This window comes from Pseudomonas petrae (assembly GCF_021728295.1).
Lineage (GTDB): Bacteria > Pseudomonadota > Gammaproteobacteria > Pseudomonadales > Pseudomonadaceae > Aquipseudomonas > Aquipseudomonas petrae.
The window spans coordinates 174,118-196,144 of record NZ_JAKJXE010000002.1; the positions used below are offsets into that span (position 1 = coordinate 174,118).

18 protein-coding genes are annotated in these 22,027 nt (G+C 61.9%); 9 read left to right on the top strand and 9 right to left on the bottom strand.

Annotated features, from left to right (window positions below; all coding sequences use genetic code 11):
- The first annotated feature begins 12 nt into the window (after window positions 1-12).
- Entirely contained in the window at window positions 13-1,656 is a 1,644-nt protein-coding gene (gene pgm / locus L4G42_RS04340) for a phosphoglucomutase (alpha-D-glucose-1,6-bisphosphate-dependent) (RefSeq protein ID WP_237252701.1), read from the top strand.
- Window positions 1,657-2,527: 871 nt separating this feature from the next.
- Here pgm and L4G42_RS04345 read toward each other — a convergent pair.
- Window positions 2,528-3,223 (bottom strand): pirin family protein, encoded by a 696-nt coding sequence (locus L4G42_RS04345; RefSeq protein WP_237252703.1) that lies wholly within the window; start codon window positions 3,221-3,223, stop codon window positions 2,528-2,530.
- A 382-nt stretch (window positions 3,224-3,605) separates the two neighbouring features.
- Here L4G42_RS04345 and L4G42_RS04350 point away from each other — a divergent pair, with 382 nt between their 5' ends.
- The gene (locus L4G42_RS04350) at window positions 3,606-6,014 is read left to right on the top strand and encodes a UvrD-helicase domain-containing protein (protein WP_419789339.1); all 2,409 of its coding nucleotides are present in this window, start codon (window positions 3,606-3,608) and stop codon (window positions 6,012-6,014) included.
- Window positions 6,015-6,032: 18 nt separating this feature from the next.
- Here L4G42_RS04350 and L4G42_RS04355 read toward each other — a convergent pair whose 3' ends face one another.
- Window positions 6,033-6,296: a DUF1652 domain-containing protein gene (locus L4G42_RS04355; protein WP_265385837.1), complete on the bottom strand. Its 264-nt coding sequence runs from the start codon at window positions 6,294-6,296 to the stop codon at window positions 6,033-6,035.
- Between the two features lie 408 nt (window positions 6,297-6,704).
- Here L4G42_RS04355 and L4G42_RS04360 point away from each other — a divergent pair, with 408 nt between their 5' ends.
- The gene (locus tag L4G42_RS04360) at window positions 6,705-8,330 is read left to right on the top strand and encodes a methyl-accepting chemotaxis protein (protein WP_237260581.1); all 1,626 of its coding nucleotides are present in this window, start codon (window positions 6,705-6,707) and stop codon (window positions 8,328-8,330) included.
- A gap of 340 nt (window positions 8,331-8,670) precedes the next feature.
- Here the strand turns inward: L4G42_RS04360 and L4G42_RS04365 are convergent, their stop codons facing one another.
- The 7 genes from L4G42_RS04365 to L4G42_RS04395 all read right to left on the bottom strand — a co-directional run bounded on the left by L4G42_RS04365 (window position 8,671) and on the right by L4G42_RS04395 (window position 16,671).
- Window positions 8,671-9,651, bottom strand: a complete 981-nt coding sequence (locus L4G42_RS04365) for a 2-hydroxyacid dehydrogenase (RefSeq protein ID WP_237252708.1) — start codon at window positions 9,649-9,651, stop codon at window positions 8,671-8,673.
- 15 nt (window positions 9,652-9,666) lie between these two features.
- A complete protein-coding gene (locus L4G42_RS04370) occupies window positions 9,667-10,983 on the bottom strand; it encodes an MFS transporter (protein ID WP_237252710.1) in 1,317 nt (438 codons plus the stop codon).
- A 70-nt stretch (window positions 10,984-11,053) separates the two neighbouring features.
- On the bottom strand, window positions 11,054-12,019 hold the full coding sequence (locus tag L4G42_RS04375) for a sugar kinase (RefSeq protein ID WP_237252712.1): 966 nt from the start codon (window positions 12,017-12,019) through the stop codon (window positions 11,054-11,056).
- Window positions 12,012-12,833, bottom strand: coding sequence for a sugar phosphate isomerase/epimerase family protein (locus L4G42_RS04380; RefSeq protein ID WP_237252714.1), 822 nt, complete (start codon window positions 12,831-12,833; stop codon window positions 12,012-12,014). The genes L4G42_RS04375 and L4G42_RS04380 overlap by 8 nt, the downstream gene beginning before the upstream one ends.
- A 107-nt stretch (window positions 12,834-12,940) precedes the next feature.
- Complete coding sequence (locus L4G42_RS04385) at window positions 12,941-13,924, bottom strand: LacI family DNA-binding transcriptional regulator (protein ID WP_237252731.1); 984 nt, start codon at window positions 13,922-13,924, stop codon at window positions 12,941-12,943.
- 891 nt (window positions 13,925-14,815) lie between these two features.
- The gene (locus L4G42_RS04390; protein WP_237254743.1) at window positions 14,816-15,688 is read right to left on the bottom strand and encodes an ABC transporter permease; all 873 of its coding nucleotides are present in this window, start codon (window positions 15,686-15,688) and stop codon (window positions 14,816-14,818) included.
- Window positions 15,685-16,671: an aliphatic sulfonate ABC transporter substrate-binding protein gene (locus L4G42_RS04395; protein WP_237254744.1), complete on the bottom strand. Its 987-nt coding sequence runs from the start codon at window positions 16,669-16,671 to the stop codon at window positions 15,685-15,687. The genes L4G42_RS04390 and L4G42_RS04395 overlap by 4 nt, the downstream gene beginning before the upstream one ends.
- Before the next feature lie 448 nt (window positions 16,672-17,119).
- Here L4G42_RS04395 and L4G42_RS04400 point away from each other — a divergent pair, with 448 nt between their 5' ends.
- The 6 genes from L4G42_RS04400 to imuA all read left to right on the top strand — a co-directional run bounded on the left by L4G42_RS04400 (window position 17,120) and on the right by imuA (window position 22,027).
- Entirely contained in the window at window positions 17,120-17,800 is a 681-nt protein-coding gene (locus tag L4G42_RS04400; RefSeq protein WP_237254745.1) for a hypothetical protein, read from the top strand.
- Window positions 17,801-18,172: 372 nt separating this feature from the next.
- Window positions 18,173-19,093, top strand: a complete 921-nt coding sequence (locus tag L4G42_RS04405) for a DNA-3-methyladenine glycosylase family protein (RefSeq protein WP_237259545.1) — start codon at window positions 18,173-18,175, stop codon at window positions 19,091-19,093.
- Between the two features lie 152 nt (window positions 19,094-19,245).
- On the top strand, window positions 19,246-19,785 hold the full coding sequence (locus tag L4G42_RS04410; protein WP_237254747.1) for a methylated-DNA--[protein]-cysteine S-methyltransferase: 540 nt from the start codon (window positions 19,246-19,248) through the stop codon (window positions 19,783-19,785).
- Window positions 19,786-19,867: 82 nt separating this feature from the next.
- Window positions 19,868-20,671, top strand: coding sequence for an isocitrate lyase/PEP mutase family protein (locus L4G42_RS04415; protein ID WP_237254749.1), 804 nt, complete (start codon window positions 19,868-19,870; stop codon window positions 20,669-20,671).
- A gap of 121 nt (window positions 20,672-20,792) precedes the next feature.
- Window positions 20,793-21,410 carry a transcriptional repressor LexA gene (lexA, locus tag L4G42_RS04420; protein ID WP_237254750.1) on the top strand — a complete coding sequence of 206 codons (618 nt, stop codon included), beginning with the start codon at window positions 20,793-20,795 and terminating at the stop codon, window positions 21,408-21,410.
- Window positions 21,410-22,027 carry a translesion DNA synthesis-associated protein ImuA gene (gene imuA / locus L4G42_RS04425; protein WP_237254765.1) on the top strand — a complete coding sequence of 206 codons (618 nt, stop codon included), beginning with the start codon at window positions 21,410-21,412 and terminating at the stop codon, window positions 22,025-22,027. The genes lexA and imuA overlap by 1 nt, the downstream gene beginning before the upstream one ends.

Sequence of the window (22,027 nt, forward strand, 5' to 3'; positions counted from 1 at the left end):
CGGAGGTTTCGCATGAGTATCAGTCCATTCGCGGGCAAACTGGCGCCTGCAGAATTGCTGGTCGATCTTCCTCGTCTGGTGACGGCCTATTACACCGGCCAGCCCGACGCGTCAGTGGCGACCCAGCGTGTTGCCTTCGGTACCTCCGGGCACCGCGGCAGCTCTTTCGAATTAAGCTTCAACGAGTGGCACGTGCTGGCCATCAGTCAGGCGATCTGCCTGTACCGCCAAGCCAACGGCATCGACGGCCCGCTGTTTCTCGGCGCCGACACCCACGCCCTGTCGACCCCGGCTGCCGCTTCTGCGCTGGAAGTGCTGGCGGCCAATGGCGTCAACGTGATGATTTCCGAGGGTGATGAATACACCCCGACGCCGGCGATCTCCCACGCCATCATTTGCTACAACCGCGGGCGCACTTCGGGCCTGGCCGACGGCATTGTCATCACGCCTTCGCACAACCCGCCGGAAAGTGGCGGCTTCAAGTACAACCCGCCCAACGGCGGCCCGGCTGATTCCCACATCACCAAGTGGATCGAGAACAAAGCCAACGAATTGCTTGCCGAGCGCATCGTCAACGTCCACCGCATCACCCACGAAAAAGCCCTGCGCGCCGACACCACCCATCGCCACGATTACATCAACACCTACGTGGCGGACCTGAAAAACGTCATCGACATGGACGCCATTCGGGGCGCCAACCTGCACTTGGGCGTTGATCCGCTGGGCGGGGCGGGCGTGCGTTACTGGTCGGCCATCGGTGAGCACTACGGCCTGAATCTGGAAGTGGTGAACAAGTTCGTCGATCCGACCTTCCGCTTCATGAGCGTGGACTGGGACGGCAAGATCCGCATGGACCCGTCATCTAACTTCGCGATGCAGAGCCTGATCGGTTTGAAGGATCGCTTCCAGGTGGCATTCGCCTGCGACCCGGACCACGATCGGCACGGCATTGTCACGCCGACCGGTGGCCTGTTGGCGCCGAACAATTATCTGGCGGTGTCTATCGATTACCTGTTTCAGAACCGTCCCGACTGGCGCACGGATGCGGCCGTCGGCAAGACCGTGGTCAGCAGCGGGATGATTGATCGCGTGACCCAGCGTCTGGGCCGCCGCCTGTACGAAGTGCCGGTGGGCTTCAAGTTCTTCGCTGAGGGTTTGTTCGAAGGCTCCTTGGGCTTTGGCGGTGAGGAAAGCGCCGGTGCGTCGTTCCTGCGTCGCGACGGGACGGTCTGGACGACGGACAAGGATGGTTTGATTCCGGCACTGTTGGCAGCGGAAATCCGCGCGCGCAAAGGCCGTGACCCGAGCGAGATGTACAAGGCGTTGACCGATGAGCTGGGCGAACCGGTGTCGACCCGCGTCGAGGCGAAAGCCAATTTCGAGCAGAAGGCGCTGTTGAGCAAGCTGTCGCCGGAGCAGGTGAAGTCGACGGAGCTGGCGGGTGAGAAGATTGAGAGCATCCTGAGCAAGGCGCCGGGCAATGATCAGGCGATTGGTGGCCTTAAGGTCATTACCGAGAATGGCTGGTTCGCCGCGCGGCCGTCGGGGACTGAGGATATCTACAAGATCTATGCCGAGAGCTTCAAGGGCGAGGAGCATCTGAAGCGTTTGGTGGCTGAGGCGCAGGTGCTAGTGGATGGCGCGATAGCGCCTTGAAGCTTTGTGTCGACCCTCGGTATTGGGTTCGCCTGAAATCCGGGTCGGCCTGATGCTCGGGGTACGAAGATCAAGAGCGTCTGCCTAAGGGCAGACATTTCGCCTTCGGCGACTTACTTTTGAAAAGCACCAAAAGTAAGCAAAAGTGCCTGCTCTCGGTTGGGCCATTCCTTCGTCAGGGTTCCCTCACTCCGACGACGCTCCGTGGGCCCGCGCCGAACGGACATCCCTGTCCTGACGGCGCTCTCGCGGCATCCATGCCGCTCGGCCCACTGCGCGTCGTCTGCGTTCGGCCTGCACCCAAGTCGCGATTTGTGCTGTCTGGACTACCGCGTAGAAGATCAACTGCAACAGCAAAAGCTTCCCGGCTAAAGCCGGTCCTACAGTCAGCGCCAATCCCACTGATTGCACGCGTTGCTTTTGTAGGACTGGCTTTAGCCGGGAAGAGGCCGGTTCGTTCACCATCAATTTCGCGGCGTGCCCACTGACGTCTTCCCGGCTAAAGCCGGTCACACTGAATACACGGGGTGTTCTGTAGGACCGGCTTCAGCCGGGAAGCCTTTGATCTGCTTTTGCTCTTGATCTTCAAACACAAGAAGCTCAGACGACACCAAACGCGACTTTGGTGCAGGCTGAACGCAGGTTTCGCGGAGTGGGCCGAGCCGCATGGATGCGGCGAGAGCGCCGTCAGGACAGGGATGTCCGTTCGGCGCGGGCCCACGGAGCGGGACCGGAGTGAGGGAATTCCGACGAAGGAGGAACCAAACCAGGAGCAAGCACCCTTGGTTACTTGGGGTGCTTTTCCAAGTAACTCGCCGAAGGCGAAACGTCTGCCCTCAGGCAGACGCTCTTGACTTACCGCTCTTAAAGATCAGGCAACATCCACCAACACAATCTCGCTGTCTTCGATGGCCGTCACCCGCAACACACGCTCATCCTCAACCGCCACACCATCCCGCGCTTCAGCACGTACGCCGTTGACCTCGATGACGCCCGTCGCAGGCACCATATACGCCCGGCGGCCCGCATCCAGCACGTACTCAGCCGTCTCACCGGCCTTCAGATTCGCCGCCACCAACCGGGCATTTGCCCGAATCCGCAGCTCGATGTCATCGTCCGCCTTGCCACTCGCCAGCGTCACGAAGCCTTCGCGATCGCCCTTCGGGAACGGCTTGGCACCCCAGGACGGCGGAGCACCGACCTCGTCCGGCATGATCCATATCTGGAAAATTCGCGTCTCCTTCGACTCCAGATTGTATTCACTGTGCGCCACACCCGTGCCGGCGCTCATCACCTGCACATCGCCCGCTTCGGTACGGCCACGGTTGCCCAGGCTGTCCTCGTGAGTAATGGCACCCTCACGTACATAGGTAATGATTTCCATGTCCCGGTGCGGGTGACGCGGGAAGCCGGTGCCGGCTTCGATCACATCATCGTTCCATACCCGCAGCTGGCCCCAGTTCATCCGGCTCTCGTCGTAATAGCTGGCGAACGAGAAATGGTGATGGGCGTTCAGCCAGCCGTGGTCTGCGCCGCCAAGGGATTTGAAAGGTCGAAGTTGCAGCATGATCAGTTCCTCCGTAGCAGGGCCGGGCCTGTGGCAGGGCGCCGCTGGTGATGACTTGTCAGTCGATGGAGCAATGTTCTATCAACTAAGTATCGATAAAAAGCGTAAGTTCTGCATGAATGCAATCGGTTAATTCGATACGTACCCGTTTATGCAGGCTATAAACACTCTGCCCTTTGTCGGCTAACTCCCTGACAGCAAAGCATTTCACTGGAGCTGAAAGACGAATGGGGCGACCATAGGCACCCTGTCGATAATGCCGATACCCGGAGCCCGCGTGCCGCACGATTTTTCCGCCGAGCTACCCAACGAGCCAAACCAACTGCCTCCCGACCTGAATACCCCTGAACGCTTGCCGTTCTTTAAGCGGCTCGTTGCCCGCATGATGGGCGGCGGCTTGTCACGCATGCAGGCGCAGCACGTGCCGTCCTGGCACCAGGGCCACGCCGATGGCTACCTCAACGGCCATGCCGAAGGCATGAACGAAGGCTACGCCGAGGGTCATCTGGATGGCATCGAAGAAGGCCGTCAGGTGCTGGTGATTCGCGACACCCGGCCCCTTGAACACCGTGGCCCGAGGGTTGACGACCACCTGTTCGACGACTGGCGCCTGCCACTGACCAACGAGCTGAAAAAACGCATCAAGGCGGACGTCGCCGAGAAACTGCCCGCCCACGCGCAACCGACCGCCGCGCAGTGGAAGATGATTTTCAGCGACACGCCCTCGACCTATGTAATTGCCGGCGCCGGGGCGGGCAAGTCGACGTCTCTGGTGTTGCGCGTGCTGTTGCTCAACCACTACCTGGGCTTCGAGCTGGACTCGATGACCGTGGTGACCTTCACCCGCGAGTCGCGCAAGGATTTCATCAACAAACTCATCGAGATCATGGCGCTGTGGGGCCATGAACTGACCCTGCGTCAGGCCCGCGAGGTGGTGCGCACTTTCCATTCGCGAATCCTGCCGCTGGTGCGCAGCCTGCCGGGTTTCGAGCAATTGCAGGCCTTCGAGAACCTCAGCAGCCAGTCCGGCCAGCTGTTCGACGACAGCGCCGACAGCAACCCCTTCGACCTGCGCATCAATGACGCTCAGCGCCAACAGTTGAATCTGTGTTACCGCGATTTGTACGCCACCAATCCGCGCTTTCGTGAAGTCATGGCGCCCCTGTACCGGCAGTCCCTGCAATTGAAGGAGCTGGACCGCGATCACCCGGACGTGCAGAAGCGCATCACCGTGATGGGCCTGTCGTCCAAGCGCGACGAGGAGCTGTGCGACGTCATCGAAGACCTGTGGATTCGCGCTGGCGCATGGCCGATTCAGGGCGTCGAGCCGATGCGGCAGACCGTCGAAGTCAGCGGACTGACCTTTCACGTCCACGGTTATGCGGCCGAGCTGGATGCGTGGATCGTCCTCGGTTTCGACCCCAGCGAAGACCAACACCTGCGCCGCCCGGACGCCAAGTTGCCGGTGTGGGCTGAATGGGTGATCAAGCGCACCTTGTTTCAGGCGTTCTGCCGCAAGCCGGTCATCTGGCTGGAAAACTACCAGGCCTCGCGCGGCATGATGCAGTCATTGTCCGGCGCGGCAGTGGCCGGGCCGGGGTTCGATTACAAAGTCAAAGGCGAGCTGAGCGCGGCGCCGCTGCTGGACTGTTTTGTGGCCGCTGCCAGTTTCATCGAAAACCTCGGGCTGGACGTGCCGGAGGCGGTGGCGCAAATGAGCTTTTCGGATCAGGACCCCGACCGGTTTTTCTTTGAAGCGTTGAGCCTGTTCTGGAAAGCGTTCGAGAACCACCTGCTGGATCAATCGCCGCCGGTAATGACCTACAACCGGATGTTCTCGCTGTTCGGTGAAAACTCGCCGGAGAACCTCAAGCTGGTCAGCGATGCCGGGCTGCGACCGCTGGCGCATTTGATGATCGATGAGTTCCAGGACGTCTCGCCGCAGATTGTCTCGTGGATCCGCGCCAGTCTGCGCGAGATCCGCAGTCGCGGCCCGGCGCTGCATGTCGGGCGCGGCGCCCAGCGTTCATCGCTGCTGTGCGTGGGCGATGACTGGCAATCGATCTACGGCTGGCGCGGCAGTTCGCCGAAATTCTTCATGGAATTTCCCAAGGAGTTTTCCTCGCCCGCGACCACCAAGGTCATGCTCAGCGATAACTTTCGCAGCCACCAGCACATCATCGACGCCGCCGAACACATCGTGCGTGCCGCGCCGGCGATCAGCGGCAAGAAGGCCCGCGCCAGCGGCCCGGTGCAGGAGCTGCTGCCGGTGACTGTGCTGGACCGCGACGATGACCGATTGCTGGCCAGCCTGACCGAGCATTACCACGCCGGCGACTCGGTGCTGTTGCTGTACCGCAAGGGCAGCGAACGAAGCCGTTTGCCGGAAGCCTTACAGGCCCTCGCCGATGCCGACTACAGATTGCCGCCCCAGGAACGTCGCCTGAAGCAGCTGACCTACCACAGCGCCAAGGGCCTACAGGCCGACGCGGTATTTCTGCTGGGCGATTGTCAGCATCTGACGCAGTCGCCGTACAAGAATCAGGTCTATCAGCTGGCCGGTCTGGGTCGGGAAGGGGATCTGGAAGCGTTCGACAACGCGCAGAAAGATGAAGTATTGCGTCTGGCCTATGTGGCCATCACCCGCGCCGTTCGCCACTGCTACTGGTTCATCGACGCTTCGGGTACCGACGATGCAAGCATTCCGCGTGCCTCGGCGCGGGTTGCAGGAGACAAGGCATTTTTCGACGATCGCCGAGGCGCTGCTTCATTCAGCACTTCAGTCGAATAGGGCAGGACGCCCAGGTGCTCAGGCCCGATTGAGGTACAGCGAGCGCCTTGGGATGAAGGTCTCGACCTCCAGTTCAATGGCCTCGATGATACGTTCCACGTCCGCCGCGTTCATCACGGTGGCGCACGGAATGGCGGCGATGGCGATCACCGTCTCGCCGCTGGCCCTGTCGAACAGTCGGGCCACCATGCTGCCGGGCGCATCCATGTTGGCTTCGAAGCCCACCGGATGAAAATGCCAGCGCATCAGCTGACAGGCGTTCGGGAACGTCACTTTATTCATGAACCCACCTCGTTCAATCGAGCACTTCACAAGCTCCGCAGGGTAGGAAAACGGCAGGTCTGTTCAGGCTTCGGCAGCGATCGACACGTCGCTTGAGCAAGCCTGGCCCGCAGACCACGAGTCAGGTAAAGGTAGCACCGCGTTCTGACAGTGTCGGTAAATAAATCCCGCCCAATCGAGAATTTCATGTTCCGTTGATCTTTGTCATGAAACGCTTATATCCCGGTGCATGCTTGAACAAGGGCTGAATCGTTATAGCTGTCTAAAAGCTCTGGTACAAAGTTAGTTAGCAGAAATATATGTCGCTAAACGCTTAAAGTTGCCGCATGAAAGTTAATGGGCGGCCGATAGCACGGCAAGCGTCAATAAAAAGCTCGACGCAGCATCAGCCTTCCAGAGAGATCATCCATGTCGATAAGAAACATGAACATTGCGCCTCGCGCATTCCTGGGGTTCGCGTTCATTGCCGCACTGGTCATTGGCTTGAGCGTTTTCTCAGTCACCCGGATGGCGGTCATTCGCCAGGCCACCATCGACATGGAGTCCAACCAATTGCCCAGCATCGCCAGTCTGAGCGAGATGCTGGAGAACACTTTGCGGTTACGCATCACCTCCTTCCGCACCCTGGTGAACCGTGAGCCGGCGTCGCTGCGTGAAACCGAGGCGCGCATCGCCGAGCTGATCGGCAAGTTGCAGAACGCCAGGAAAACCTACGCAGCGCTGCCCGCGGACGGCGATGAGCTAACGGTGTACAACCAGTTTGAAGCGACACTCGCAACGTTCCTCGATGTCCAGGCCAAGGTGCTGGATTTGTCGCGTCAGGACAAGACTGACGACATGCGCGCGATGATCAACACCCGTATGAAAGAGGCCACCAACCTCATGGGTGTTCAGATCAATCAGCTGATTGCCATCAACAAGAAAGGCGCCAGTGATGCAGCGGCTGTTTCCAGGCAGCAATATGACAGCGCGAATATCGGCATCATCGCTGTTTCGGTGGTCGCGGTTCTGCTGACGATCCTGCTGGCGTGGCTGCTCACCCGCAGTATCGTCAACCCGCTCACCCGCGCGGTTCGCGCTGCAGAAGAGATTGCGTCGGGTGATCTGACCCGTCCTATCGACGTCGACGGCAAGGACGAAGCGGCGCAGCTGTTGCGTGCCCTGGTGACGATGCAGCGCAACCTGCGTCAGACCATCGAGCTGATTTCCGGCTCGTCCACGCAGCTGGCGTCGGCGGCTGAAGAGCTGAGCGCGGTGACAGAAGAGTCCTCGCGCGGTTTGCAGCAGCAGAACAACGAAATCGAGCAGGCGGCAACGGCGGTCAATGAAATGACCGCCGCAGTCGAGGAGGTCGCACGCAACGCGGTGTCGACGTCCGAAGCATCGAAGCAGTCCAACCAGACCGCGCGGCAGGGCCGTGATCGGGTGATCGAGACGGTGAAGTCGATTCAGGACATGACCCAGCAGATCCAGGCCACTTCCGGGTTGGTCGAAGGCCTGGCTGCCCAGGGCCGTGACATCGGCAAGGTGCTCGATGTGATTCGCTCGATCGCCGAGCAGACCAACCTGTTGGCGCTTAACGCCGCCATCGAGGCTGCGCGTGCGGGGGAGGCGGGTCGCGGGTTTGCCGTGGTTGCCGACGAAGTTCGCGCGCTGGCCCACCGCACCGCGCAGTCGACCACAGAAATTGAACAGATGGTTGCCGGTATTCAGACGCGCACCGGCGATGCCGTGCAATCCATGTCGCGCAACACCGACAGCACCCGCACCACGCTCAGCCTGGCCAGTTCGGCGGGTGATGCACTGGAGTTGATCACTGAAGCCATTTCGCAGATCAACGAACGCAACCTGGTGATCGCCAGTGCATCGGAAGAACAGGCGCAGGTGTCGAGGGAAGTGGACCGCAATCTGGTCAACATCCGAGACCTCGCCGCGCAAACGGCGGCGGGCGCGAACCAGACCAGCGCGGCCAGCCATGAGCTGTCGCGACTGGCGGTGGATCTGAAAGCGATGGTGGCGCGGTTTGTGATTTAACAAATACCTCGGACGCCGGCTCCTACGGATTTTGTGTGCACCGACGATTGCGTGCGTTGCCGAGATCCATTGTAGGAGCGCGCTTGCGCGCGATTGCGATCTGCCAGCGGCAGCCATTTAGCCTGACCCACCGCGTTCGCCAGCAAGCCGGCTCCGGGTTGAATCTTCGGCTCACCATTTCACTGCGTCGAACGCAGATTATCCTGTAGGAGCAATCGGAGGTTACGACGGTCGCGAAGGCGGCGGGCCTGTGACATCGGCGTTGTTTGACCCAATGCTTTCGCGGGCAAGCGCGCTCCTACAGTTTTGGGCCGTGCTCAAACCGGCTCGGTCTGGGTTTTCAACCGCGCCAGACAGCGGGGTTGACCAGGTCCTTCGGTCGCTCGCCCGCCAGTGCCGCCAGCAGGTTGTCCACGGCACAGCGGGCCATGGCCTCGCGGGTCTCGTGGGTCGCCGAGCCCATGTGAGGTGTCGCCACCACGTTGTCCATCTTCAACAGCGGCGAGTCCGGGCTCACGGGTTCCTGCTCAAAAACATCCAGACCCGCCGCGCGAATCTGGCCGTTCTGCAGCGCGGCAATCAGCGCCTGCTCGTCCACCACCTTGCCCCGGGCGATGTTGATGAATATCGTCTCAGGGCGCATCTGCGCGAACTGCTCGGCACCGATCAGCCCCTCGGTTTCAGCGGTCAGCGGCACGGTCAGGCAGACGAAATCAGCCTCGCGCAGCAGGTCTTCCAGGCTGCGATAGCGTGCACCAAACCGCGCTTCCACCGCCGCCTTCGGTGAGTGGCTGTGATAGAGCACCGGCATCCCGAAACCGAAATGGCCCCGTTGCGCCACCGCCTCGCCAATCCGGCCCATGCCGATGATGCCCAGCGTCTTGCCATGCACGTCGGAACCAAAATGCTGCGGCCCGATGTTCTGCTTCCACTGGCCGTCGCGGACCATGTTCGCCAGCTCCACCACCCGGCGCGCCGTGGCCATGATCAGTGCGAAACCGGTGTCAGCAGTGGTTTCGGTCAGCACATCCGGCGTGTTGGTGAGCAGAATGCCGCGACGCGTCAGGTAGTCGATGTCGTAGTTGTCGACGCCCACCGAGACGCTGGACACCGCTTTGAGCTTCGGCGCCAGGTCCAGCAATTCGGCGTCCAGCTTCACGCTCGCGCCCAGCAAGGCATCGGCGTGGGGCAGGGCGTCGCGCAGGCGGGCCAGTCCGTCGCTGGATTTCGGATCATTGATCAGCGTGACCTCGGCCTGGGCTTGCAGGCGTTGCATCAACGGGGCCGAGAGTTTCTTGTAGAGCACAACATGGGTCGTCATCAAAAGGGTTCCCGATCAGGAATGGGCAGGTGCAGGACCAACGCCGGGTTTGTCACTCAGGGGCCGGGCCTTGCTGTCCGGCTTGAGCATCAGCGTCAGCACCACCGACACCAGCAGCGCGCCGCTCATGAACAGGTATGAAGCGCTCAGGGTGCCGGTCACGCCGTTGAGGTATCCAACGAGGTAGGAGCCGGCGAACGAACCGAGTGCCCCGAGGCTGTTGATCAATGCCATGGCGCCGCCCGCGACGTTGGCGGGTAGGATTTCCGGGACGATGGCGAAGAACGGACCATAGGGCGCGTACATGCAGGCGCCGGCAATGACCAGCAGCGAGTACGACCACCAGAAATGTTCGGTGCCCAGCGCGTACGAGCCGTAGAACGCGACGGCGGCCAACAGCAGCGGTGGCCAGACAAACGCTTTGCGCTTCTGGGTTTTGTCGGACGCCCACGACACCAGCACCATGCCGATCACGGCCGCCAGATACGGCAGGGCCGAAAGCCAGCCGGCTTCGACCATGTCCATCTGCATGCCTTTCTTGATGATCGTCGGCAGCCACAGCACGAACCCGTAAACGCCGATGCTCCAGCAGAAATACTGCGCGGCCAGCAGCAGGACGCGCGGGGAGCGGAAGGCTTCGGCGTAGTTTTTAACCGGCTTGATGCCGACCTGTTCGGCGTCGAGGCGCGCCTGCAGTTCGGTCTTTTCTTCAGCGGTCAGCCACTTGGCCTGGGCCGGACGCTCGTCCACCAGACGCCACCAGATAAACGCCCAGATCACCGCCGGCAGGCCTTCGACGATGAACATCCAGCGCCAGCTGAAGTGCGCCACCAGATAGCCGGACACCACCGACATCCACAGCATCGTCACCGGGTTGCCGAGGATCAGCACGGTGTTGGCGCGCGAGCGTTCGGCCTTGGTGAACCAGTAGCAGAGGTACACCAGCATCGCTGGCATCACCGCCGCTTCGACCACGCCGAGCATGAAGCGGATGCCGATCAGCATGTAGGCGTTGGAGACGATGCCGGTCAACGTCGCCAGGCCGCCCCAAAGGATCAGGCTGACGAAGATGAGTTTCTTGACGCTCTTCTTCTGCGCATAGATCGCGCCGGGCACCTGGAAGAAGAAGTAACCGAGGAAGAACAACGCACCAAGCAAGGACGACATGCCCGGCGTAATGTGCAGGTCTTCGGCCATCCCCGACGCGGCGGCGAAGCCGTAGTTGGCGCGGTCCAGGTACGCCAGGCTGTAGGTGATGAAGACGATGGGCATGATCAATAGCCAGCGACGTTTGAGGCCGGCGTGTTTCACGGATTCGAGCAGCTTTTCCATTTCAGGCTCCCTGAGCATGTTGTTTTTGTCGCAGCAGGTGATGGAGGTTCGGTGTGTGTAAAAGCGAGGTTCAGGCGCTCTGTCGTCGCACGCCTCCCGAGACGTTGGCGGCATCGAGTGCGGCGCGGGTGGGCAGGCCTTCCATGTCGCCACGGCTTTGCACGGCCTGGCTACCGACCCAGTTGCCCCGGGCAGTGGCCTGTTCGAACCCGAGGTTTTCCAGCAGCGCGCTGATCACGCCGACCGCAAAACCGTCGCCTGCACCCACCGTGTCGACCACGTTGGCCACCGGCACGCCGGGCAAGAACGCCTCATTGAGCTGGGTGCGGTAATACGCGCCCTTGGCGCCGAGTTTGATGATCACTGCCTCAACGCCCATGTCCAGGTAGAAGCGGGCGATGTCGGCCGGGGTGTCGAAACCGGTGAGCAATTCACCCTCGGCCAGCCCCGGCATGACCCAGTGGGCGTGGCTGGCGAGGTGGTTCACTTCGCGGATCATCGTCGCCTGGCTCGACCACAGTGAAGGCCGCAGATTGGGGTCGAACGACACGCTGCGACCGGCCTCGCGCATTTGCGTCATCAACACATGGGAAAGCTCGCGGCAGGTGTCGGACAGCGCCGCCGGAATCCCCGTGGCGTGCAGATGTCTGGCCTTCAGCAGCTCAGGAACGATGTCGTTGACCGACAGATGACTGGCCGCCGAGCCGCGACGGAAGTACTCGACCACCGGGTCGGCGCCTTCCAGCTCCAGGGATTTGAACTGAAATCCGGTGGGGTGCGCGGCGTCCACGGTGACGTGAGCGCAGTCGACGCCTTCCTGTCGCAGGCTGTCGGTGACGAAGCGGCCCATGGAGTCGTTGCCGACCCGGCTCAGCCAAGCGACCTTGAAGCCCAGCCGCGACAGGCCGATCGCCACGTTACTGTCTGCGCCGGCGATGCGTTTCTCGAAGTGACGCACCTGCGCCAGGTCCCCGGTTTGCTCGGCCACCAGCATGGTCATGGTTTCACCGAAGGACAGAATATCGATCTCAGACATGGCTCAGCGCCTCCGTTTCCGTCCCGCTGGCGTGAGTGGATCGCGACTGGCCAAGGCGGGCGAGCAGGGCAACCTGTTCGCGGGTCACTTCCAGCAGGTTGTCGCCTTGCAGCGGGTATTCAACGGCGCGGGGCAGGTTCACCGGCATGTGCTTGATGAGCTGCTCCCACTCTTGCAGATCCGCCGGCGCGGGCGGCACGGCGATGAGCTTGCCAGTCGCGTTCCTGGTGATCGCCTTGCAGTGCAGGTATTCGACGTAACGACCCAACTGCTGGGCGGCGTCGCTGGCGGATTGTTCCTGCCAGCGCCAGTTGCCGATGTCGAAGGTCATGCCGATGGGCATTTGCAGCGCGGTGATCTGCGCGAAGAACTGCACGAAGGGCTCGATGCGGCCGCCCTGTTCAGTCTGGTCGTTTTCCACCAGCAAATGAACGTCGTATGGCGCCAGGCGATCGGCCAGCGCGGCAACATCGCAGTGCTCGTCAAAATGCCCCAGCGACACTTTGAGCCAGAACGCACCGCACGCGGTGGCGCGTTCAAGGGTCGGTCGAAGATCGGGGTTCGGTTGGCTGTTGCCTTCGAGCCACAACTCAAGGGGCGCCGAGTACAGGCATTCCAGACCTTTAGCCTGAATGGCGCGGGCGAGTGCAGGGAAGTCCTGGTCATCGACGCTGTGGCTGAACAGCTCTTCGCGCAACTCGATGCGCTTGACGCCGGCATCGACGAGCAGAGGGATGAAACTGGCCTGGCCTTGCGCACGTACACGATCGGCACCGAAGGCGCCAAGGCTGATGGCAACGGATGGTAGGGTCATTATTATTGTCCTCTGAAACCGGTTACATTTTTGTTCGAACGAGCGAACCGGGTAAAAGTTCGCGTCGGGGTGCAGGGTCTGACCTGCGGTATCTGTGTCTTCGGGCGTCAGGTCTGTCGTCGGGTCGAGCCACGCGCGATCAACTGCGCGGGGAAGTCGTACAGACGCACCGGCTCCTGATCCCCGCGCAGTCGATTGAGCAGGCACTCGAAGGCGGTGATGCCCATCTCATGGGTGGGTTGCGCGAGGGAGGTGATGCCGCTGCCGACGAGTGGGTACCAGTCCAGCTCGTCGAGGGCGATCAGGCCGATGTCGTTGAACAGGTGGCAGCCCAGCTCATGCAATTGACGGGTGGTGATCAGGGTGGCGACGCCGTTGGCGGTGAACAGCGCTTTCGGGCCGTGCCCTTGTTGAGCGAGGAAGTGGCGCAACCGATCGCGCAACGGCTCGCCGGTTTCGCAGACCTGCCCACGCATGTCGGCGCGCAGGGTGATCAGTTGGTTGAAAGCGTCGACCCGCTCGATCCGCGAACTGGTGCCGTCCTGGGGTTCGGTGACCATGAGCACGTCGCGATAACCGGCGTCATGCAGATGATCCAGCGCCTGTCGGACCGCCGCGACGTTGTCGAGGCCGACGAGATCGCTGTGCAGTTCATCGACCTTGCGGTCCACCAGCACCATCGGCAGTTCGCTGTGCAGTTCGCGCAGTTCGTCGAGGTGATGCCCGAGGGTGTTCACGATCAGGCCTTCGATGTTGTACGAGCGCAGGGCCGCGAGGTGCAGGCGTTCCTGTTCGTCGTCGCGGTCGGTGTTGCACACGACGAGGCTGTAGCCGTGCTTGCGGCAGGCCGTTTCGACGCCGTGCATGACGGCGATGGAGTAGGGGTTGCGGATGTCGGCGACGAGCATGCCGATCAGACGGGTGCGACCGCGTTTAAGGCCGCGGGCCATCTGGTTGGGGCGATAGCCGAGGGTGTCGATGGCCTGTTCGATGCGTTTGGCGATGGCTTCGGACAGCAGTTGGCGGTCATCGCCGATGAACCGCGAGACGCTGGCCTTGGAGACGCCGGCGAGGTCGGCGACGTCGTTCATGGTGACGCGGGTGCGCGTCGGGGTGGAAATGCTATTCACGGCCTGACCCTTATTGGATTTATCAGCAGGCTTATGGGGAGAGCTATTTGGCTCTGAAACCGGTTTCAGGAAACACCAGATTGTGGGGTGGCGTCAATACGCGGTTAAGGGCATCTGCCTAACGGCAGATTGTTTCGCCTTCGGCGAGTTACTTGGAAAAGCACCCCAAGTAACCAAGGGTGCTTGCTCCTGGTTGGGCCCCTCCTGCGTCGGGGTTCCTTCACTCCGGTCCCGCTCCGTGGGCCCGCTGCCATCCGCCATCCATGGCGGGGGGCAGCTCTCGCCGCATCCATGCGGCTCGGCCCAGGGAGCGAAACCTGCGTTCAGCCTGCACCCAAGTCGCGGTTGGTGTCGTCTGGGCTTTTTGCTTATGAAGATCAAAAGCAAAAGCTTCCCGGCTGAAGCCGGTCCTACGGTGGGTACGGGGTGCTTTTAGTGGGACCGGCTTTAGCCGGGAATGGACGCAGAGCGTCCTGGTATGCATACCCACGCGGAGCGTGGGCACGATCATTACGCGAGAGCACGCGGTCCAATCGTAGGACCGGCTTCAGCCGGGAAGCTGTTGATCTTGATCTTCATACACAGTTAGCCCAGACGACACCCATCGCGACTTTAGTGCAGGCCGAACGCAGACGACGCGGAGTGGGCCGAGCGGCATGGATGCCGCGAGAGCGCCGTCAGGACATGGATGTCCGTTCGGCGCGGGCCCACGGAGCGTCGTCGGAGTGAGGGAACCCGACGAAGTCGGGCCAAGCCGAGAGCAGGCACTTTTGGTTACTTTTAGTGCTTTTTAAAAGTAACTCGCCGAAGGCGAAACCCGAGGCCGTTAGGCCGACGCCCTTGATCTTGATCTTAGCCCTTAAAAGTATCCCGCCAGGCCAAAAACCGCCGTTCCAGCATCGCCAACACCCCATCGGTCAACTTGCCCAACACCGCCAACACAATGATCGCCGCCAGCACAATGTCGGGCCGCGACGTCTCGCGCCCATCACTGAGCAAATAACCCAGCCCCTTCGTCGCGGCGATCAACTCCGCCGCCACCAGAAACATCCACGCCAGACTCAACCCCGAACGCAAACCGGTGAACAAACCGGGCAGGGCGGCGGGCAAAAACACATGCACAATCATCTGCCGCTGACTGAAGCGATACATCGTCCCGACCTCCACCAGCTTGCGATCGATGTTGCGAATAGCCGCAACGCCGTTCAGGTACACCGGAAAAAACGCCCCGATGGCAATCAGCACAATCTTGGAGGTCTCGCCGATCCCCAGCCACAGCAGCAACAGCGGCACCCAGGCCAGGCTCGGAATCGAACGCAGGCCGGCGAACGTCGGCTCCAGATACGCTTCCGCCTCGCGGCTGAGCCCGACCCACGCCGCAAACACCAGCGCCAGACCCGCGCCGATCACGAACCCCGACAGCACCCGCGTCAGACTGGCGCCGATGTGTTTCCACAGCGCGCCGTCCGCCAGGTCCGTCAACGTCGTGGCGATCTCGCTGGGCGCCGGCATCTGGTAGGACTGCACCCAGCCCACGCGTACGGCGATTTCCAGCATCAGCAAAATGGACATCGGTACGGCAAGCCCCTTCAACCGGGTCCGCCAATGCCCTCGTGCTCGCCGCACAACCGGTGGCGCGTCCGATGCCTCTTCCTGCAACACCTGCGCCCTGGCGCTGCTTCCGATACCGCCGCCACTGGCTTCGCTGCCCCGGGCATTGCTCATGGCTTGGTGACGACCGCGTTGCCGAAGCCTGGGTCGATCAATTGGTCGATGACCTGGTCGACGTTCGTGCCTTTGCGCACCAGCTCTTCGGAAACCAGAATCGGCGCGGCGGCCTTCGATGCGGTGACGTCCTTGTCGGTCAGCAGCGGGTTGCCGAGGTCAGTGCGGGTCAGCTGCAATTTAGCGACATCCAGCGGCAGGCCTGACTCGGTGGCGAGCAATTGCGCCAGCTCATCCGGATTTTTCAGCGACCATTCCCGGGCTTTTTCGTACGCGCCAAGGACGGTTTTGATCGCTTCCGGGTGCTCCTTCGCATAGCGCTCAGTCACGCTGACGACGCCGTAACTGTTGAAGTCCTTGTTGCGATACAGCAAGCGCGAGCCGGCCTGGATCTCGCTCGCCGCCATGTGCGGATCGAGTCCGGCCCAAGCGTCCACGTCGCCTTTTTCCAGCGCGATACGGCCGTCCGGATGCTGCAGATGCAAGAGTTCGACGTCGTCCTTGGTCAGCTTCGCCTGCTGCAAGGCGCGCAGGGTAAACAGGTAAGGGTCGGTGCCTTTGGTGGCGGCGATTTTCTTGCCCTTGAGGTCAGCGACGCTCTGCAGGGTCGAGTCCTTGCGCACCACCAGCGCTGTCCATTCGGCGCGGCTGTAGACATAAACCGATTTGATCGGACTGCCGTTGGCCCGCGCCAGCACCGCAGAGAGACTGGCAGAGGAGGCGAAGTCGACGCCGCCGCTGTTGAGGTATTCCAGCGAGCGGTTGCTGCCTTGGCTAAACACCCAGCTGACTTTGCTTTCTGGCAGCGCTTTTTCCAGCCAGCCAAAATGCTTGAGCACCAGACTGACCGGCGAGTAGTAGGCGTAATCCACGTGGACTTCGGCCGGTGGCGCCTCGGCAGCCTGGGCCAGCGGTTGTAACGTGAGTGCGAGTGCGCCGGCGATTCGTTTGAAGGAGGTGGGCAGACGGGAAAATGCGGTCATGGGTAAGTGTCCAATCAAGAGGCGGAAGCTGCGCACGGCTGCTTATGACGAAATCAGCAGTCGGAGCGAATCGGCCTGCTAAAAAGGAATATTGCAGGCTTTGTGCCAGTGGCTCTTGCGCCCATGGAGATGCGGATTTACGGGAGTTCATGGCCTTTGATGCTGTCCACGACACAGCACTCTGCTGATCAGATGTTGCTGGGCAAACAGTCGCACCCCCGGTAGGAAATCTCTGCACAAGCCCCTTTCCGAAACCCCACGTATCTGACCGTTCGGCGATTAATTCGGTAAATCAGGTGGTTGCGTGCAACCTCTTGAGCATTTACTCATCTGATGGGCATTCGTTATACGGAAATATTCGCTCGGCATACTGCACCGAGCCGCACGCTGACAAGGACGTTGCATCGGGCGTCACGCCCATCACGAACCATCAGAATTCCATGCCGATATGAGCCTTTCAACACCTCCTCTGTGGTCCCGCGCGATGCAGCGCATAACCTATTTTCTGTTCCCGATCCTGCTGATCGCTTCCGCCATTTTCTGGTTCGCCGCCGGCAAGGGTGTTCACGCCGAGGCCAAGAACGGCACCCAGACTCTGGTGTTTCTGCGCCACGCCGAGAAGCCCGAAACCGGCCTGGGTCAGCTGAACTGCCAGGGCCTCAATCGCGCCATTGACCTGTCCACGGTGCTGCCCAACACCTTCGGCAAAGCCGACTTCATTTTCGCGGCGAACCCCAGCCGCCATGTGGAAGAGGGCGAGCACGATCATTCCTACAGCTACCTTCGCCCGCTCATGACCGTCGGCCCCAGCGCGATCAAGCTGGGCCTGCCGGTCAATATCGACTTCGCCGCGAACGACACCGGTGATCTGGCCGATGAGCTGATGCGTGATAAATACCACGACGCCACCATCTACACCGCCTGGTCCCACGGGTACTTGCCGGAGCTGATCAACAAAGTCGCCCAGGAGGCGTCGGGTGAGAAGGTCAAACTGGTCAATGACTGGGTCGCCGAGGACTTCGATTCCGTGCTGGTCCTGACCCTCAAGTGGAACGACGGCAAAGCCACATTGCAGTACGAAAACTACAAGCAGAACCTCGACGGCGGTCCAGTGGGCTGCCCGAGCTGATGGAGATGCCCCCGATCCCATGGTAGGACCGGCTTCAGCCGGGAGAGGCCAGTGTGCTCACCCTCGATTCTGCGGTGTGGCGACTGACGCATTCCCGGCTAAAGCCGGTCCCACAAGTGATCTCGGTCGATGAGTAGGACCGGCTTCAGCCGGGAAGAGGCCAGCGTGCTCACCCTCAATCCTGCGGAGTGACGACTGACGCATTCCCGGCTAAAGCCGGTCCTACAGTTAGAGCGCGATCCCATGTAGGACCGGCTTCAGCCGGGAAGAGGCCGGTGTGCTCACCCTCAATATGCGTTCCAGCCCGAAAAATTTGTGCGCCTCCATCGATTACGCTAGCGTCAGCCGACCCTGACTGCCGGCGGTTTCTCCATGGTGCAATCTCTCCAGCCCCACGCCTCGCGCCTGATCCCTTTCAATCCGCCGTTAGACTGGCAGCGCATGCTCGATTTCTTCGCGGCGCGGATGACCGCGGGCGTGGAGGCAGTGGTCGATGGTGTGTACATGCGCAACATCGACTTCAAGGGCAGGCACGGTGCCTTGACGGTAGAGCTGGCGCCGGACGGGCAGCATCTGCTGGCGACCGCCCACGGCGAGGTGAGCCAGTACATTGATGAGCTGATTGTGCCGGTTTCACACATGTTCGATCTGTACGCCGAACCTCAAATGATCGACAAAGCCCTCTCGCAAGATCCGTGGCTGGCGTCGCTGGTGCAGCGTCGTCCGGGGTTGCGCGTGCCGGGGGCGTTTTCCGGGTTCGAGCTGGCGGTGCGCACGGTCGTCGGGCAGCAGGTCAGCGTCAAGGGTGCGACCACGATTGTCGGTCGCCTCGTCCAGCGCGCCGGCGTTCAGGTCAGCGCGGGTCTGCATGAACAATTGGCCTGGCGATTCCCGACGCCAGACGCCCTGGCGCAGGCGAACCTGGACAAGATCGGCATGCCCGGCAAGCGCGTCGAAACCCTGCAGCGTCTCGCAGCGGCGGTGGCCAGTGGCGAGCTGTCCCTTGACGTTCGCCATGGCGACATCGGCGATTTGCGGCAACAGTTGCTGGCCATGCCCGGCATTGGGCCCTGGACCGTCGAATACATCGCCATGCGCGCCTGGCGTGACCCGGACGCCTGGCCCGCCGCCGATCTGGTGCTCATGAATCTGATGACCCTGCAGGAGCCGACCCTGCTGCGCCTCCCGCAGCACAAGGTGCGGGCCGAAGCCTGGAAACCCTGGCGCGCCTATGCGGCGATGCACATCTGGAATTCCGCGGCGGATGCAGCGGGCAAGCAGAAGGGCGGTTGACTCGCGAGTTTGAGCGCAAGAACCGGGTGGTTCGGGGAGTGCGCGCGAGTAGTATGTCGGCATTCGACCCGCGCCCGGACGATCTCGGATGATCCCGGGGCGCAGTTCTCCAGAAGAACAGCCAGAGCAAACGCCACAGCAGGAGCCAGACGATGACCTTCACCTACCGTTTCATCGATTCTCCGGTCGGTCAGCTGAAACTGATCGCCAAGGGCCCGCGTCTGGCCGCCGTGCTGTGGGAAAACGACCGCCCGAATCGCGTCCTGCTCGGGGCGATGAGCGAAGATGCCGGCAGCGCTATTCTTGACCGAACCGAGCGCCAGCTCGCCGAATACTTTGCCGGTCGCCGTCAGTGCTTCGAGCTTGAACTCGAATTTCATGGCACAGCATTTCAGCAGAAAGTCTGGCAGGCCTTGCTGAATATTCCCTTCGGCGAAACCCGCAGTTATCTCGACATAGCCCTGCAGATCGGCAACCCCGCCGCCGTGCGCGCAGTCGGTGCCGCCAATGGCAAGAACCCGATTTCCATCATCGCCCCGTGCCACCGGGTGATCGGCAGCTCCGGTGCGCTTACCGGTTTTGCCGGTGGCCTCGACGCCAAGCACCTGCTGCTGACGCTTGAGGGCTATCAGCCCGCACTGCGGGGCAAGCGCGTCATGGCCGGGGCTTCGACCCAGGCGTCACTGTTCTAGACTGGCCCCCACATAGACGCACACGCACCCGCACACCCTGAAAGTAACGATCCGCACAGAAACCGAATCAATGGAGATGATCATGCCCGGTTCCGCTCAGACGTTTCGCTCACTGCACCACCAATCCACCGTTTTGCGCCTGCCCAATGCCTGGGATGCGGGCAGCGCTCGACTGTTCGAAAGCCTCGGCGCCACGGCTATCGCGACCACCAGCGCCGGGGTCGCCTGGGCGCAGGGCTATGCCGATGGCCGTGTGTTTCCGGTCGACATTGCAGTAAGCGTCGCGGCCAGCATCGCACGGCTGATCAACGTGCCGCTGTCGGTCGACATCGAAAACGGCTATTCGGACGACCCGCAAACCGTCGCGGAAAACGTCAAGCGGATGCTGGATATCGGCGCGGCCGGCATCAATATCGAGGACGGTTCCGATGCGCCGGAGCTGCTCGCCCGCAAGATCGAGGCGATCAAAAGCATGGCGGCCCGCAACGGGCTGGACGTTTTTATAAACGCCCGCACCGACGTATACCTGGCGAATCTGGTCGCTGATGAGTTGCGCCTGGAAGAAACCCTGAATCGCGGCCAGTTGTACCGGCAAGCAGGGGCGGATGGCCTGTTCGTCGCAGCCCTGGTAGACGTCGAGCAGATCCAGGCCGTCGTTGCAGGCATCGATCTGCCCATCAATCTGCTGGCGCGACAGGGACTGCCTGCCGCCGATGCGTTGGCCGAGTTGGGCGTGCGCCGTTTGAGCGCCGGGTCGAGCATCGCGCAGACCTTATGGGGTCAGGCCGAGCAACTGGCGCGGGGCTTTCTGCAGGATGGCCGCTCTGAAGCCGTCACGGAGACCAGCCTGGGCTATCCGCAGATCCAGGCGTTGTTTGACCGCTAGAGAGCGCTCATCGAAGGCAATGAAATAAGGGGTGGCGATTCTCGGAATTCGCCGCTCTGTTACAAAAATTGCGGGGGGATCGACAAGAGGCGCTAGCCAGGTTTAGTCGAGAAGAGTACAAATGTGCTCCATGACGACCCTATCCCCCAAACGCGCTGCCATCCTCACGTTCATTCGAGATCGCATCGCCCAGAACGGCCAGCCTCCCAGCCTGGCTGAAATTTCCGAAGCCTTCGGTTTTGCTTCCCGCAGTGTCGCGCGCAAGCACATCGTGGCCCTGACCGACGCCGGCTTGATCGAAGTTGTCGCCAATCAGGCCCGCGGCATCCGGCTGGTGGACACCCGTCCCCGGCCGCAGATGCTCGACATTCCCGTGCTCGGTCGGGTGGCCGCCGGTGCGCCCATCGGCCCCGACCTCGACAACCACGACACCTTCACCCTGGACAGCCGCACCTTCATGCGCGTCCCGGATTACCTGTTGCGGGTGAGCGGGGACTCGATGATCGACGACGGCATCTTCGATGGCGATCTGGTGGGCATCCTGCAAAGCGCCGAGGCCCGCGACGGGCAGATCATCGTGGCCCGGCTGGACGGCGAAGTGACCATCAAGCGCCTTGAGCGCGGCGATGACCAGCTGCGCTTGCTGCCGCGCAACCCTGCTTATCAACCGATCATTGTGCGGCCCGATCAGGACTTCGCCATCGAAGGCGTGTTCTGTGGCCTGGTGCGCCGGGAATGATGGGCGCGGTAGTCAGCCTCGACGCGCTGCTGGACGAGCGACGCATCTGGAAGGGGCGGCAGCAGGTTGCTTCGGTTGCCGCCCAGCCCACCGGCCATGCGGCCCTCGATGCGGCGTTGCCCATGGGTGGCTGGCCGCCTGCGGCGATGACCGAAGTGCTGGTGGCCGCCAACGGCAGTGGTGAACTGCGGCTGATGTGGCCGACTCTGGCGCGGCTCGCTGACAGCGGCGAGCGCATCGTGCTGGTTGCGCCTCCCTATCTACCCTATGCCCAGGCCTGGCAGATGGCGGGCATTGACCTGAGACAGTTGTCCATCATTCACGCCAACGAGCGCGATGCCTTGTGGGCCGTCGAGCAATGCCTGCGTTCGGGCAGTTGCGGCGCGGTGTTGTGCTGGCCGACCAAGGTCGACGACCGTGCCTTGCGTCGGTTGCAGGTGGCCGCCGAAACCGGGGAAACCCTGGCCTTTGCCTGCCGCGGGAATGAGGCGGCGGCCAATCCGTCTCCGGCCGCGTTGCGGATTGCCATCGACGTGCGCCCCAGTCAGTTGCGGGTGCTCAAGTGTCGCGGCGGGCTGGCGCCTTCTTCCCCCGTTCCGTTCACTGCTGACGCTTGA

Coding starts and splice junctions, on each gene's coding strand:
- pgm (WP_237252701.1), top strand. CDS start 13: ATGAGTATCAGTCCATTCGCGGGCAAACTGGCGCCTGCAGAATTGCTG.
- L4G42_RS04345 (WP_237252703.1), bottom strand. CDS start 3,223: ATGCTGCAACTTCGACCTTTCAAATCCCTTGGCGGCGCAGACCACGGC.
- L4G42_RS04350 (WP_419789339.1), top strand. CDS start 3,606: ATGATGGGCGGCGGCTTGTCACGCATGCAGGCGCAGCACGTGCCGTCC.
- L4G42_RS04355 (WP_265385837.1), bottom strand. CDS start 6,296: ATGAATAAAGTGACGTTCCCGAACGCCTGTCAGCTGATGCGCTGGCAT.
- L4G42_RS04360 (WP_237260581.1), top strand. CDS start 6,705: ATGTCGATAAGAAACATGAACATTGCGCCTCGCGCATTCCTGGGGTTC.
- L4G42_RS04365 (WP_237252708.1), bottom strand. CDS start 9,651: ATGACGACCCATGTTGTGCTCTACAAGAAACTCTCGGCCCCGTTGATG.
- L4G42_RS04370 (WP_237252710.1), bottom strand. CDS start 10,983: ATGGAAAAGCTGCTCGAATCCGTGAAACACGCCGGCCTCAAACGTCGC.
- L4G42_RS04375 (WP_237252712.1), bottom strand. CDS start 12,019: ATGTCTGAGATCGATATTCTGTCCTTCGGTGAAACCATGACCATGCTG.
- L4G42_RS04380 (WP_237252714.1), bottom strand. CDS start 12,833: ATGACCCTACCATCCGTTGCCATCAGCCTTGGCGCCTTCGGTGCCGAT.
- L4G42_RS04385 (WP_237252731.1), bottom strand. CDS start 13,924: ATGAACGACGTCGCCGACCTCGCCGGCGTCTCCAAGGCCAGCGTCTCG.
- L4G42_RS04390 (WP_237254743.1), bottom strand. CDS start 15,688: ATGAGCAATGCCCGGGGCAGCGAAGCCAGTGGCGGCGGTATCGGAAGC.
- L4G42_RS04395 (WP_237254744.1), bottom strand. CDS start 16,671: ATGACCGCATTTTCCCGTCTGCCCACCTCCTTCAAACGAATCGCCGGC.
- L4G42_RS04400 (WP_237254745.1), top strand. CDS start 17,120: ATGAGCCTTTCAACACCTCCTCTGTGGTCCCGCGCGATGCAGCGCATA.
- L4G42_RS04405 (WP_237259545.1), top strand. CDS start 18,173: ATGGTGCAATCTCTCCAGCCCCACGCCTCGCGCCTGATCCCTTTCAAT.
- L4G42_RS04410 (WP_237254747.1), top strand. CDS start 19,246: ATGACCTTCACCTACCGTTTCATCGATTCTCCGGTCGGTCAGCTGAAA.
- L4G42_RS04415 (WP_237254749.1), top strand. CDS start 19,868: ATGCCCGGTTCCGCTCAGACGTTTCGCTCACTGCACCACCAATCCACC.
- lexA (WP_237254750.1), top strand. CDS start 20,793: ATGTGCTCCATGACGACCCTATCCCCCAAACGCGCTGCCATCCTCACG.
- imuA (WP_237254765.1), top strand. CDS start 21,410: ATGGGCGCGGTAGTCAGCCTCGACGCGCTGCTGGACGAGCGACGCATC.